This window comes from Dendrosporobacter quercicolus (assembly GCF_900104455.1).
Lineage (GTDB): Bacteria > Bacillota > Negativicutes > DSM-1736 > Dendrosporobacteraceae > Dendrosporobacter > Dendrosporobacter quercicolus.
Genome location: NZ_FNHB01000008.1, coordinates 137,217 through 151,330, shown reverse-complemented (window position 1 = coordinate 151,330; position 14,114 = coordinate 137,217). Strand labels below are relative to the sequence as shown.

The window sequence follows — 14,114 nt, the reverse complement described above, 5'->3', positions numbered from 1 at the left end:
CCTCTGTGGTTAACACATCACTCCGCGACTGTCCGGCAGGCGGCCGCATTCATGGCGGCGGCTTCCGCCAGGAGCGGCTTGAGGAAATGGCCGGTATAAGACTTAGCGGCGGCTGCGATTTGCTCCGGGGTGCCCTGAGCGACCAGCGTACCGCCGCGCAAGCCCCCTTCCGGGCCAAGATCGATGAGGTAATCAGCCGTCTTGATAACGTCCAGATTATGCTCAATCACAACAATACTGTCGCCGCCGTCAACCAGCCGCTGCAACACCTCCAGCAGGCGGTGAATGTCAGCGGTATGCAATCCGGTTGTGGGCTCATCCAGAATATATAAGGTCTTGCCGGTACTGCGGCGGGCCAGCTCAGTGGCCAGCTTAACCCGCTGGGCCTCCCCGCCGCTGAGCGTTGTGGCCGGCTGACCCAGTTTAATATAGCCCAGGCCGACGTCCTGCAAAATCTGCAGCTTACGGTGCACTTTGGGAATGTTCCGGAAGAAATCCACCGCCTCGTCAACCACCATATCCAGCACCTGGGCAATGCTCTTGCCTTTATAACGCACTTCCAGCGTTTCCCGGTTATAGCGGGCCCCTTTGCAAACCTCGCAGGGCACATAGACATCGGGCAGAAAATGCATTTCAATTTTAATAATACCATCACCGCGGCAGGCTTCACAACGCCCGCCTTTCACATTAAAGCTGAACCGTCCCGGTTTATAGCCCCGCATTTTGGCTTCCGGCGTTTGACTATACACCTCGCGGATGGCATCAAATAAGCTGGTATAGGTGGCAGGATTGGAGCGCGGCGTCCGGCCAATCGGCGACTGATCAATCTCAATAATTTTATCAATATGCTCGGCGCCGCGGATTTCCTTATGCTCGCCCGGTCTGGTCCGGCTTTTGTAAATCCGGCTGGCCAGGCCTTTATATAAGATTTCATTTACCAGCGTGCTCTTGCCGGAACCGGATACACCGGTAACAGCAGTAAACACGCCAAGCGGAAACTTAACGGTTAAATTTTTCAAATTGTTTTCCCTGGCGCCGATCACTTCCAGCCACTTTCCATTTGGTTTGCGGCGGACGGCCGGTACCGGAATAAAGCGCCGGCGGCTGAGATACTGCCCGGTGATCGAAGCTGGATTGGCTTTAATCTGTTCGACCGTTCCCTGGGCCACAACCTGTCCGCCGCCCGCTCCGGCTTCGGGACCAATGTCGATGATGTGGTCGGCCGCATACATCGTATCTTCATCATGCTCCACAATGAGCAGCGTATTGCCCACATCCCGCAGATGCTTAAGCGTTGCCAGCAGCCGGTTATTGTCCCGCTGGTGCAGGCCGATACTGGGCTCATCCAGAATGTATAATACACCGACCAGCCCGGACCCGATCTGGGTAGCAAGCCTGATACGCTGCGCCTCGCCGCCGCTAAGGGTGCCGGCGGTGCGGTCCAGCGTCAGATAATCCAGGCCGACATCCAGTAAAAAGCCCAGCCGGGCATTGATTTCCTTTAATATCTGGTAGGCAATTTTCTGCTCGCGTTCCGTAAGTTCCAGACCGGCAAAAAACTGCCGGCCTTCGGCAATTGTCAGCGTGGTAACCTCATAGATATTTTTGCCGCCAATCTTTACGGCCAGCGTTTCCGGCTTAAGCCGCGCTCCTTTGCAAGCCGGGCAGGGTTTGGTGCTCATGTATTCTTCGTATTCTTCCCGGGACCAGTCTGAACTGGTTTCCCGGTACCGCCGGTTTAATAGCGGCATAATGCCTTCGAACACTGCATGGTACATCTTGTTTTCACCATACATATTTTCATACCGGAAGCTGAATTTTTCCTCCCCTGAGCCATACATAATGATATCTTTTACGTTATCCGGCAATTCATTCCAGCTGCTGTACAGCGAAAAGCCATAACGCTCCAGTACCGCTTCCAGCTGACACATAGTATAAGAATTGGTATTCTTGCTGAAAGGAGCCAGCAGGCCGTCAATGAATGATTTGCCGGGATCGGGAATAACCAGGGCCGGATCAAATTCCATATTGTTGCCCAATCCGGTACAATCCGGGCAGGCGCCGTAAGGGCTGTTAAAGGAAAACATCCGCGGGGCAATTTCAGGCAGGCTAATCCCGCAGTCAACACAGGCGAAGTTCTGGCTGAATACCAGTTCACTGCCGTCAACAATCTGTACGGTTACAACACCGCCGCCTAAGTCCAGCGAGGTCTCCAGGGAATCGGCCAATCGCCGGTCAATCCCCTCACGAATAACCAGCCGGTCGATTACCACTTCAATGGTATGCTTTTTATTTCTTTCCAGCTTGATATCTTCGGTAATATCCTGGACTTGCCCATCTACCCGCACCCGGGCATAGCCGTTTTTCCGGATATCCTCCAGCACCTTCTGATGCTCGCCTTTTTTGCCATGGACGACCGGAGCCAGCAGCATCAGCTTGGTTCCCCCGGCTAAAGTCAGGATCTGATCAACCATCTGTTCAACCGTTTGCTGACTGATTGCCTTGCCGCATTTCGGACAATGCGGCCGCCCGGCGCGGGCAAACATCAGCCGTAAATAATCATAGATCTCAGTTACCGTCCCAACCGTGGAACGGGGATTGCGGCTGGTCGTTTTTTGATCAATTGAAATGGCCGGCGACAACCCTTCGATATAATCGACATCAGGTTTATCCATTTGGCCCAAAAACTGCCGGGCATAAGCCGACAGTGATTCGACATAGCGCCGCTGACCTTCGGCGTAAATTGTATCAAACGCCAGCGACGACTTGCCTGAACCGCTTAGACCGGTAATAACGACAAGCTTGTCCCGGGGAATTTCCAAATCTATATTTTTTAAATTGTGTTGTCTGGCGCCTTTGATTACAATCTTTTCCCTCACGTATATACCCCTTAGCTGCTAGCTCTTGTTCCTAGCTGATTTTTTGGCCGGACGCTTGCCGGCATTCGCCGGCAAACGCCCTTTGAGTTCGACAATCATATCGCGCAACTGAGCGGCGCGTTCAAATTCAAGCTTCTTCGATGCCGCCTTCATTTCACTTTCCAGGCTGGCGATCAAATCCAGCGTCTCTACAACAGTCATCATGGAATTGCCGCTGGCCTTATAGCTGGCCGGAGTTTCGGCCACTTTGGTCGTTTCTATCAGTTCCTTAACCTTCTTCGAAATCGTTGTAGGCGTAATGCCGTGCGCCGCATTGTAAGCACGCTGAATTTCACGGCGACGGTCTGTCTCGCTGATCGCCCGGCGCATGGAGTCGGTCAGTCGATCGGCATACATAATAACTCTTCCGCCAACATTCCGGGCCGCCCGGCCAATGGTCTGAATGAGTGAAGTTTCGGACCGGAGAAAGCCTTCCTTATCCGCATCCAAAATTGCCACCAGCGATACTTCCGGCAGATCCAGACCCTCGCGCAGCAAATTGATGCCCACAAGCACGTCAAAGACGCCCGCCCGCAGGTCACGGATGATTTCCGCCCGCTCAATTGTGGCAATATCCGAGTGCAGATACCGTACTTTGATGCCCATTTCCTTCAGGTAATCGGTTAAGTTTTCGGCCATCTTCTTGGTCAGGGTTGTTACCAGCACGCGCTCCGCAACAGCCACTCTGGCCTTTATTTCGCCCAGCAGATCATCCATCTGGCCTTTAATCGGCCGGATTTCAACCTCCGGATCAACCAGCCCGGTCGGCCGGATAATCTGCTGAACAACCTGATCGGCCTGCTCAAATTCGTATTTGGCGGGAGTAGCCGAGACATAGACAATTTGATTAATCCGTTCAACAAATTCCTCAAATTTAAACGGCCGGTTATCAAAGGCCGATGGCAGCCGGAAGCCGTTGCCCACCAACGACTCTTTCCGGGAACGGTCACCGGCGTACATGGCTCTTAACTGCGGCAAAGTCACATGAGACTCATCAATGACAATTAAAAAGTCTTTCGGAAAATAATCAACCAGCGTATAGGGCGCTTCACCAGGCTGCCGGTTGGTCAAATGGCGCGAATAATTTTCAATTCCCGAACAATAGCCCATCTCCAGCATCATTTCCAGGTCATACCTGGTGCGCTGTTCCAGGCGCTGCGCTTCCAGCAACTGCTGATTGGCTTTAAAATAAGCAAGCCGCTGCTCAAGCTCGGCCTCAATATCCTGTACCGCCCGCAGCATATTTTCGCGGGATGTAACATAGTGAGACGCCGGATAGATCGCAATATGCTTGCGTTCAGACAAAATCTCACCTGTCAGAGTGTCAATTTCCAAAATCCGTTCGACCTCATCGCCGAACAACTCGACCCGTAAGGCCTTCTCATTGTTGGCCGCCGGAAATATTTCGATTACATCACCCCGCACCCGGAATTTGCCGCGGGTAAAATTAATGTCATTGCGTTCATACTGAATTTCGACCAGTTTACGTAAAATTTCGTCCCGGTCCCGGGTCTGTCCCTGCCGCAGCGACAGTACCAGGCCCCGGTATTCGTCAGGCGAGCCTAAACCATAAATACAGGACACGCTGGCCACAATGATGACATCCCGCCGCTCAAACAGTGAACTGGTTGCTGAGTGGCGCAATTTATCTATTTCATCGTTAATTGAAGCATCTTTTTCAATATAAGTGTCGGTATGCGCAATATAGGCTTCCGGCTGATAGTAATCATAGTAGCTGACAAAGTACTCCACCGCATTCCCGGGGAAAAACTCCTTAAACTCACTGGCCAGTTGAGCAGCCAGTGTTTTATTATGGGCAATGACCAGCGTCGGCTTTTGCACCGCTTCGATGACTTTGGCCATGGTAAAGGTTTTACCCGTACCCGTGGCTCCCAGTAAAACCTGGGTTCGTTGTCCGGCCAGCACCCCTTCGGTAAGCTTCCGGACAGCCTCCGGCTGATCACCGGTCGGCACAAACGGCGCCATAACCTTAAACGGCGTCCCGCCCTCCCGGTACACCGTATTAAGTTTGGGAACAGTACTCATTCCATCACCTAATTCCTTGTCAATAAATTATTATCTGATAGAAATTATTATAACATAAAGTGCACCCTTGTTCATAATCTGCCGGCACTTCTTTTACTGCCATATTTTCACTGCTGCAGGCCTTTACTTTGCAGATGCAGCAAAGAACGCAGCAGGTTAAGAAAGAGGTATGCGGCGTTAATATCACCTCATGCTCTCCCGGGATTTCAAATAGCGATGTCATAGCTGCACGGATATTTCTTCTCCTGCTGGAAGCGCATCTTGTAATGATCCTGCCGGTCCTTTCCCGCAGTATCCCGTGAGTAATTTTCACGGAAAACTCCGGAAAACAACAGGCGCTTACGCCAAAAACAAGAGGACCTGCCTCTCGTTTGCAAACGAGAGGCAGGTCCTCTTGTTTTTGGTTCATTTTTCGCTATCGACCAAATTTGCGTTTCAGCCAGTCCGTCAGTCCAAAGCGTTCGGTCCTGATTTCGGCATAGACTTGCTCATCGCCGTTTGGTACTAAAATGACGCCCAGAACACCGCTGGGTTTAAATTTCAGCTGGCGTTTATTAAGCCGCCCGTTCCGGACATATTCCAGCCAGGCTTCTTCCGGGGCCTGCGCCAGTGCCAGCGCCAAATCCACGGGCCGGCGAATTGCAAGAGCATTGAGTCCGGTAATAATATCACCCGGCTGCAACCCGGCTGCCCGGGCTGGCGTATTATAAATGGTATCCAGCACCATCACGCCGGTTTCCGGCGGGACAAATCTCGGCTCCCCGGCCATTTCCCTCTGGCTGTCCCGCTGAATCAAATATTCATGTCCAAGCGGTGAAGCCAAAGCCGCAAAAATTTTAACCCATTCAAACCGGGCTGACAGCACTGCCAAACAGAGCAGTATAATGCTGTACAAGCCTAAGTGCAATGCCGATTGCCGCCGGCGCTTATCCGGCGAGCTGGCGACGGCAATATCGGCATAACCCAGCGCGGCTACCACCGGCATGGTAGCATAAATCCACCGCTGGCCCTCATTAAGCTCTAAGCTGGTCGGAATAAGCGGCCACCATTCCGGCATTTTCAGGGTACCGCCGGGCAGGTCGCCGCCGGGAATTGCAACCGCGGTCAACAGCACCAGCGGCAGCGGCCAAAAATTTTGCAGATTAAACGCCCCGACCAAGCGGCCGTCTTCCTTTTTTACGATGAGCGGCACAGCGCCATAGCGGTTGCTGATGGCTATCAGCACACTCTCGGTAATATGCAGAATTGCCACCAAAGCTAAAACCTGCGGCACATTAACTTCCGGCCAGCCAAAAAGCACATTGGCTACAGCCACCAAACCGCCGGCATAAGCAAAACATAAAAACCGCATATTAATCAGCATCAGAGCGATTGCCACCGGCCAAATATAATTCAGGCCCAGTTGGTTTAACGTTATGCCAAAAACCATCATAATAAAGCTGCCTAAGATGCCCCCCAGCATGCCATAGCCTGCCGCCCGAAACACTTGTTGCAGAATGGAATAACTGTGAACGCCAAACATCCGCTGCTGATTGCGCTGCATCTGCCAGTATTGAAAGATAACCAAAGCCAGTATTGCCCAGAATGTCGGACTGAAATACAATGCCACCGTCCTGCTGATAATCACGCCCAATATATCCAGCCAGGGAAACATGGTTTCACCTCATTCGCTTTTTCTATGCTCGAAAGGCCAGGCCAGGCTCCGGAACCTTTACCATGCTATTCGTGATTACAGAAAATGCCGCCGCAAATACGAGCCAACCGCCTTCCCCATCATTGCCTTGCCTTTGGTATCAGGATGCAGCCCGTCCACTGCCAGTTCAGACGGCAGCACGCCGTCAGGTCCGGCGAACAAGGGCGAAATATCAACATGATGCGGCTGCTGTTTAATCCAGCGATTAACCTCCAGCCATTCGTTCCGCCATTGCGGTGAAGTATCTTCATTAAAAGCCCGTTTAATGGCCGCCGGATTCACCGGAGTCAGCGCAACAAATACCGGGATGATTGTGTTTTCACGGCAGAGTTCCCGGATTGCCGCCAGTTCGGCAATGACAGCGGCAGCCGGCCGGCCGGCCCGGATATCGTTAATGCCCCCCATAATGATCAGGATGCGGGGAGAAAATGTCAGCACATCGCTTTCAAACCGCTCAATCATTCTGGCGACAGTATCCCCGCTGCGCCCCAGATTACGGATGGGAATGCCGGCATAGCTGGTCAAATCATAAGCCGGATCGGACGGCGGATTAGAGATCGCGCCTCCGCCATGGGCCACACTATCGCCAAACAGTGCGAAGATGGTATCGGACTTGAGCACCTGAAACGAGCTGGCCGGCGACCAGTGGCCAATTGGCTGATTGAACGGATCCCTGGCCCTAACCCGCCACCAATAAACGCCTTCTTCAGTATAGGCTCTTTCATCATAGTAATCAAAAGCCAGCGCACCGTCAATTTGGTAGCTGCGGATTATAGCGGTTTTATTGGTTTGATCAGGATTTGCAGCCAGTATTTGCACCTCATAGGAAGCAGCGTCTAACACCGGAATCCAGGCATAAGCAGGATACAGCTTAGCATAGGGAAATTGATCCAGCCTGGCTGTCGGCAGAGGTGAAGCCGGATTGAGCTCCCCGTCCGCCACCCGCTGGGACGGACTAAACTCCGAAATTGGCAGCTGATCAAAATTGAGCGCCCGCACCTGCCACCACAGCGAGTCAATCGGGGTCTCCAGCGCCGGTACATCAAGCTCCACACCGGCGGTATAAATATCCGTCCGGCTCAATACCGTTTCGGACGCAGCCGGAACAGCACTGTCCGGTTGCCGTCTGATCACCAGTTCGTACATGACCGCATCCGGTACGGCCGGCCAGATTAACCGGACCTTATGCACATTGCCGGGATAATCGGCCTGGACCTTACTATCATAATTTGGCTGACAAATAAACAACACCATAAAGAAACATAACAAAGCCTGTACAACTTTCTTCGCCATTTACGTTCACCCATTTCTATTCGCCATAGTTCCATCTTGTGCGCCCAAAAATACAAAGGGATGTCCTAAGAACGCCAAAGCATCGAAAGACATCCCCTGCACGACAATCCGCTGCGATTAGAGCTTGCTCTTTACTATTTCCAAGGCCTTATTTAACTGGATATCCGTTCCGGCTTCACCATTAAGCTGTTGCTCAATGATTACGTCAGGCTCAATCCCAATGCCGTTAATGGAGCGGTCGTTTGGCGTTAAATACTTGGCAATGGTAAGCTTTATCGCCCCGTTGTCAATGCGCATGAGGGTCTGCACCGAACCTTTGCCGTAAGTTTTGGTCCCTACCAGCGTACCCGCCTGGGTATCCTGGATAGCGCCAGCCACAATTTCCGAAGCACTGGCGCTGCCGCCGTTGACCAACACGGCTACCGGGTATTTTACCGCGTCAAGGCTGGAGGTATGGGTTTCCCGGTGGCCATCCCGCATCACCACCGACACTACCGGGCCGCGGGGAACAAACTTGCCGGCGACCTTAACACTCTCTTCCAGCAGTCCGCCCGGGTTATCACGCAAATCCAGTACGACGGCTTTCATGCCGGCGCTTTCCAGCTCCTGATACTTTTTAATGAAATCAGCGCCGGTATTTTCATTAAACATGGCTAAGCGAATATAGCCGATATTGCCTGGCAGCATCTTGCCTGAAATTGTTTTGATCTGAATATTGGTTCTGGTCAGGGTATAGTCTTTCACCTGATCGCCCCGTTTAATGGTCAGAACCACCTGGCTGCCTTCAGGGCCGCGGATTTTATTTACCGCTTCGTCCAAGGCCATATCCTTGGTGTCCTTGCCGTCGATCTGCAAAATCAAATCACCGTTTTTTATCCCTGCCAAATCACCTGGCGTGCCTTCAATCGGCGATACCACGGTCAGCATTTTTTCCTTAACGCCGACAACAATGCCCACCCCGCCAAACGAGCCCTCAGTCTCAATCATAAATTCTTTGTACAGCTTAGGGTCCATATAAATAGAATGGGGGTCGCCAAGTGAGCCTACCATACCTTTGATCGCACCGGTCATCAGCGTATCCATCGGCACTTCTTCAACATACCTGGACTTGATAATTTGCAGCGCCCGCACGAATTTCAGCGTACTGGCCGCATCACCGCTGCCCACATTCAGAAGATAATACAAGCCGCCGAGGGTTGAGAAGAAGGTTGCTGCAACCAATACCACAGCGCCGACAATAATTTTTCGTTTACTCAAAAACTTACACCTCTATCCGGGTTTGGGATTGTTTACCCAAACATCTGCTAATCACCAATATACTAGATTAAATATATGTCAAATGAGCTGAATTTATACCAGCGCCGCTGAATGGGAGCGCCTTATCAGCCTTAATCCAAGTGTCTACCGTTTAAGGCTGACAAGGCACTAGGGTAAATACCCCAACGGACTGACCGGGGCGCCATTTTCCCGGACTTCAAAATGCAAATGCGGGCCGGTTGAATAGCCGGTTGATCCCACCCGGGCAATGCTCTGTCCTTTTCGTACCTGCTCGCCCACACCGACAAGCAGTTCGGAGTTATGGGCATATAAAGTGGATATGCCGCCGCCATGATCGATAATTACCGCTTTGCCATAACCGCCCATCCAATCGGCGTAAATTACCACGCCGCCGTCGGCGGCGGAAACATTGTCGCCATAGTCGGCGCCAATATCAATCCCGCTGTGGTAACGCTGCGTGCCAAAAATTGGATGCGTACGCCAGCCGAACTGCGAAGTGATAGGCCCTGCCGCCGGCCAAAGCAAGCTGCCGGTGGAACCGGGCGCACCGCCACTGCCAATTTGGCTGCGACGAAGCATGTCTTCAATTTGCCGGGACGTTTCCATCAGTTCCTGATAAGCGTTCTCGGCTACATCCCGTTCATTCATTGCAGCAGCCAGGACATCCTCCTGCTGATTTTTGCGGGCTTCAATCATTCGCTGCTTTTCTTCGGCTTCTTTATGCAATGCGGCAACTAAGGCATAATCCCGCGTCAGTTCAGCCCGTTTTTGCAGCACCAGCTCCCGCTCGGCCTTTACCCTGGCGACCAATACCACGTCCTGGTTGACCACCCGCTTGAGCAGCTCCATCCGGGTAGTAAAATCATTAAAGTCATTGGAGCCCAACAGAACATCAAGATAACTAAGCTGACCGTTCTCATAAATATCACGCATCCGCTTATTGAGAATCTGTGTGCGTTCATTGAGATTTTCTTCGGCTTTGGCCAGTATTTGTCCATTAAGCTCAATCTGCTGCTCAGTATAAGCCAGCCGGGACTGGATTGCCTGGTAATCGGCAACCGCCGTATCCAAATCATCCTGAATTTTCTTCAGGCGGCCTGATACACTGTCGACCTTCTGCTGAGCGCGGGCCGCTTTCGTTTGTTGTTCCCGCATCTGCCTGTTAACTGAATCCAACTGGTCATTCAGGTGATTGGCCCAAACAACGCCCGCCGCCGAAAACAGCACCAGCATGGCGGTTAACAGTGCCGTCCAGCGCTTTTTGTCAAGCATTAACTGAACACCTCCGTCGCTACACTTTCATAAATCTTTTTAAGGATATCGTACTGCCCAATGCCCCGATCGCCGTTCCGACTACCAGGATAAGCATACTGATATTCGTAATAAACGGGTATTCGGGAATAAGCGGCAGAAATGCCAGAGAGGCATAAATCTGCTGCGTGATCGCGCTATAGGTCCGGCTTAAGATCAGAACGGAAACCAAAGCGCCGCCAAAGCCCAAAACCATGCCTTCAATCAGGAACGGCCAGCGAATAAACCAGTCAGTGGCTCCCACATATTTCATAATGCCGATTTCCTTGCGGCGGGCAAAAACAGTCAGCCTGATGGTATTGGAAATAATAAACAGGGCGGCCAGGGCTAAAAATACAATCAGCACCAGCCCGAAAATCCTGACCATTTTTGTCAATGTAAATAACTGGTCAACCACTTCCTGACCAAACTTTACATTTTCCACCCCGTCAAGTGTGGTGATGGCTGCGGCGGCAGGCTTAACCCGCTCCGGCCTGTCCACTTTTACCTCAAAAGCATCGGGCAGTGGATTGGTTTCACCCAAAGCCGCCAGCAAGCCTTGCTGATCGCCCAGACGCTCCTTAAAGCGTTCCATTGCTTCCTGCTTATCAACGAACAAAACCTGCGTAACACCCTCTATTTGGGTTATGCCGGTACCAGCTTCCCTGATTTCAAGCTCCGGCAGATCATCCTTAAGGTAGACCGTAATTTGCACCTGTGATTCCAGCGCTGAAGCCATGTGATTCAAATTCAGAACCAGGATCAGGAAAATTCCTAAAATCAGCAGCGACAACGCCACCGTACTAATAGAAGCAAAACTCATTAAACCGTTGCGGCGCAGGGAAATTGCGGCTTCCCGGATAAAGTACTCGGTTGTTCTAATCTTCATAGCCGTAAACTCCTTTGACCTGATCGCGGACAATACGGCCCCGTTCAATTGCAATCACCCGTTTGCGCATAGCATCGACGATGGTTTTATCATGCGTTGCCATGACGATGGTTGTGCCCGACTTATTGATGCGTTCAAAGATCCGCATAATATCCCAGGAGGTTTCGGGGTCTAAATTGCCTGTCGGTTCATCGGCAATCACCACGACCGGGTTATTAACAATTGCCCGGGCAATTGCAACCCGCTGCTGTTCGCCTCCGGAAAGCTGGTTGGGAAAACAGCGGAATTTGTCCTTAAGTCCTACCAAATCCATTACACTGTTGACTCTCTTTTGGATTTCCCGGCGCGGCGCTTCAATCACCCGCATGGCAAACGCCACATTCTCGTAAACTGTTTTTTCCGGCAGCAGCCGGTAATCCTGAAAAACGATTCCCAGTCCCCGGCGCAAGTAGGGAATCTCACTTAGCGGCATATTGGTAACATTGCGTCCGTTGACCACCAACTGCCCCTTAGTCGGCAGCTCTTCCCTAAATATCAGCTTGATAAATGTAGACTTACCGGCGCCGCTAGGACCTACGACAAATAAAAAGTCACCTTTTTCAATATCAATACTAATATCGGAGAGAGCGACAGAGCCATTTTTGTAAACTTTTGAAATCCCTGTCATATGTATCAAAAATACTCAATCCCCCTGTGTATCGTTCAGACCCGGAGCACTGCCGCTCCGGACAAAAGCATTGCCAGTTCCAGCATTTTTCTTTTCTGCGCAAAATACTACAAATTTTTGGTTACAGCTTTATAAAATTTGACGTTTTTTCTAAAAAACCTCCTTTTTGTCGATATTTTACAACAGATACTTTTGTCAGCCAGCCGGTCAGTGCAGCAATTCGGCAATATACAGTGTAGTAATCCCCAGCACGGTCAAAAGCCCCAGATACCACCATAATACCCTCAGCCTCTGCCGGAGGGACAAACGGTAGTAGGTGCTGTTTTCATCCCATTTTTCGCTGCGCCACAGCCTGAGCAGCGATACGGCGAAAATCAGCAGCATAATAATATTGTGCGTATAAAAAAACAGTCCGCCGATTACCAGGATGCCAATCCACCACAGGTGCGGCGAAATGGCCGCGACAATTCGTCCGCCATCCAGCGGGTCGCACGGAATTAAATTGAACAAATTCAGTAAACAGGCAGTATAGGCCAGCACCAGCATCAGCAGACTGTCGCTCCAGAAATAAAAAATCAGGCAGATCAAAGCCGATAAAGTTCCCATTGCCGGACCGCCAATGGCAATGTTCGCTTCCATTTTAGCGTTATTTGGCAATTGCTTAAGACTGATCACAGCGCCGATAAACGGCAGAAATATCGGCGCCGATGTCGCCAGGCCCACCACCCGTGAAGCAAATAAATGGCCCAGCTCGTGAATAAATAACAACAGGATGAAACCGGCTGCATATTTTAAGCCAAACGCCGCAGCATAGATTGCCAGGGATATCAGCATTGACGCCGCCATCGCAGCGGCGGGTCCTAGTTGGATCATCGCTGCAAGGCCCAGGAAAAATACCGCACTGCGTCGTATCAGCTGACCGCCGATCGTGATCACCCGCCATGGCCCCACACTCATTCCTCCCATCATACCGTCGAACCAGAGCCCCTGCTCCCCTGCACGCCGCTTAAGGCGTGTTACTCGATCAGCAAAAAAGCGACTCTCTACATGTGTATGCATGTAGGAGTCGCTTTCATTACGCAGCTTGTCAGCCTGATTTCCGGCTTAGCACGCGTTTGGCAGCCGCAACAATATCTCCGGCGGTCAATTTGTATTTCACCAGCAGCGCATCAGGTTTACCTGATTCGCCAAACGTATCCAGCACCCCGACCCGCTCCAGCGGGACCGGCGTGCTTTCCACGATCACCTCAGCTACCGCGCTGCCCAGGCCGCCAATAATACTGTGTTCTTCACAGGTAACAATCGCGCCGGTATCCTGGGCGGCTTTGATAATTGCAGCCTTATCAATGGGCTTAATCGTATGAATGTTCAATACCCGGGCGCTAATGCCCTGGGCAGCCAGTTCTTCGGCGGCTTTTCTGGCCGGAGCCGTCATAATCCCGGTGGCGATGATGGTCAGATCAGAACCGTCGTCCAATTGAACGGCCTGACCATGAATAAATTCGTAGCTGTCGCCGAACAGATCAGGTACGGACGAACGGCCCAACCGCAAATATACCGGACCCTGGTATTCAGCCGCAAATTTCACTGCCTGCCGGGCTTCCGTGGCATCAGCCGGTACAATCACCGTCATATTAGGAATGCTGCGCATTAAGGCAATATCCTCAATCGCCTGGTGTGACGCCCCATCCTCGCCAACCGTCAAACCGGCGTGTGTGGCGGCAATTTTGACATTCAGCTTCGGATAGCAAATAGAATTGCGCACTTGTTCAAATGCCCGCCCGGCGGCAAACATGGCAAACGTCGATACAAAAGGAATTTTACCGGCGGCAGCCAGGCCGGCAGCCGTACCCATTAAGTTTTGCTCGGCAATTCCGACATTAAAAAACCGGTCAGGATGGGCCTTGGCAAAAACGTTGGTTTTAGTAGACTTGGACAAATCCGCGTCCAGGACAACAATATCTTTAAGCTCGGCCCCGACATCCCGCAGGGCGTCGCCATAGGCTTCACGCGTAGCTTTTCCCATTATCCAACACCTCT

At 51.7% G+C, this 14,114-nt stretch carries 10 protein-coding genes; all 10 read right to left on the bottom strand.

Features of this window, described 5'->3' with window-relative positions; translation table 11 throughout:
- Window positions 1-17: 17 nt before the first annotated feature.
- The 10 genes from uvrA to BLR06_RS14700 all read right to left on the bottom strand — a co-directional run bounded on the left by uvrA (window position 18) and on the right by BLR06_RS14700 (window position 14,100).
- Entirely contained in the window at window positions 18-2,879 is a 2,862-nt protein-coding gene (gene uvrA, locus BLR06_RS14750; RefSeq protein ID WP_092074364.1) for an excinuclease ABC subunit UvrA, read from the bottom strand.
- 18 nt (window positions 2,880-2,897) lie between these two features.
- Window positions 2,898-4,964, bottom strand: a complete 2,067-nt coding sequence (gene uvrB / locus BLR06_RS14745) for an excinuclease ABC subunit UvrB (RefSeq protein ID WP_092074363.1) — start codon at window positions 4,962-4,964, stop codon at window positions 2,898-2,900.
- A gap of 415 nt (window positions 4,965-5,379) precedes the next feature.
- Window positions 5,380-6,618, bottom strand: a complete 1,239-nt coding sequence (locus BLR06_RS14735) for a PDZ domain-containing protein (RefSeq protein ID WP_092074361.1) — start codon at window positions 6,616-6,618, stop codon at window positions 5,380-5,382.
- Window positions 6,619-6,693: 75 nt separating this feature from the next.
- Entirely contained in the window at window positions 6,694-7,950 is a 1,257-nt protein-coding gene (locus BLR06_RS14730) for a GDSL-type esterase/lipase family protein (protein ID WP_092074360.1), read from the bottom strand.
- A gap of 117 nt (window positions 7,951-8,067) precedes the next feature.
- Window positions 8,068-9,207, bottom strand: a complete 1,140-nt coding sequence (locus BLR06_RS14725) for a S41 family peptidase (RefSeq protein ID WP_092074359.1) — start codon at window positions 9,205-9,207, stop codon at window positions 8,068-8,070.
- Between the two features lie 168 nt (window positions 9,208-9,375).
- Entirely contained in the window at window positions 9,376-10,500 is a 1,125-nt protein-coding gene (locus BLR06_RS14720; RefSeq protein WP_092074358.1) for a murein hydrolase activator EnvC family protein, read from the bottom strand.
- A 19-nt stretch (window positions 10,501-10,519) separates the two neighbouring features.
- Window positions 10,520-11,407, bottom strand: coding sequence for a permease-like cell division protein FtsX (ftsX, locus tag BLR06_RS14715; protein WP_092074357.1), 888 nt, complete (start codon window positions 11,405-11,407; stop codon window positions 10,520-10,522).
- Window positions 11,397-12,074 carry a cell division ATP-binding protein FtsE gene (gene ftsE / locus BLR06_RS14710; RefSeq protein ID WP_422699892.1) on the bottom strand — a complete coding sequence of 226 codons (678 nt, stop codon included), beginning with the start codon at window positions 12,072-12,074 and terminating at the stop codon, window positions 11,397-11,399. The genes ftsX and ftsE overlap by 11 nt, the downstream gene beginning before the upstream one ends.
- A gap of 207 nt (window positions 12,075-12,281) precedes the next feature.
- Entirely contained in the window at window positions 12,282-13,025 is a 744-nt protein-coding gene (locus BLR06_RS14705; RefSeq protein WP_092074355.1) for a site-2 protease family protein, read from the bottom strand.
- A gap of 136 nt (window positions 13,026-13,161) precedes the next feature.
- Window positions 13,162-14,100, bottom strand: coding sequence for a transketolase family protein (locus tag BLR06_RS14700; protein ID WP_092074354.1), 939 nt, complete (start codon window positions 14,098-14,100; stop codon window positions 13,162-13,164).
- Window positions 14,101-14,114: the final 14 nt, after the last annotated feature.

Bases quoted from the DNA above. Each gene is read 5' to 3' on its own strand.
- uvrB (WP_092074363.1), bottom strand. From the start codon at position 4,964: ATGAGTACTGTTCCCAAACTTAATACGGTGTACCGGGAGGGCGGGACG.
- BLR06_RS14735 (WP_092074361.1), bottom strand. From the start codon at position 6,618: ATGTTTCCCTGGCTGGATATATTGGGCGTGATTATCAGCAGGACGGTG.
- BLR06_RS14730 (WP_092074360.1), bottom strand. From the start codon at position 7,950: ATGGCGAAGAAAGTTGTACAGGCTTTGTTATGTTTCTTTATGGTGTTG.
- BLR06_RS14720 (WP_092074358.1), bottom strand. From the start codon at position 10,500: ATGCTTGACAAAAAGCGCTGGACGGCACTGTTAACCGCCATGCTGGTG.
- ftsX (WP_092074357.1), bottom strand. From the start codon at position 11,407: ATGAAGATTAGAACAACCGAGTACTTTATCCGGGAAGCCGCAATTTCC.
- ftsE (WP_422699892.1), bottom strand. From the start codon at position 12,074: ATGACAGGGATTTCAAAAGTTTACAAAAATGGCTCTGTCGCTCTCTCC.
- BLR06_RS14700 (WP_092074354.1), bottom strand. From the start codon at position 14,100: ATGGGAAAAGCTACGCGTGAAGCCTATGGCGACGCCCTGCGGGATGTC.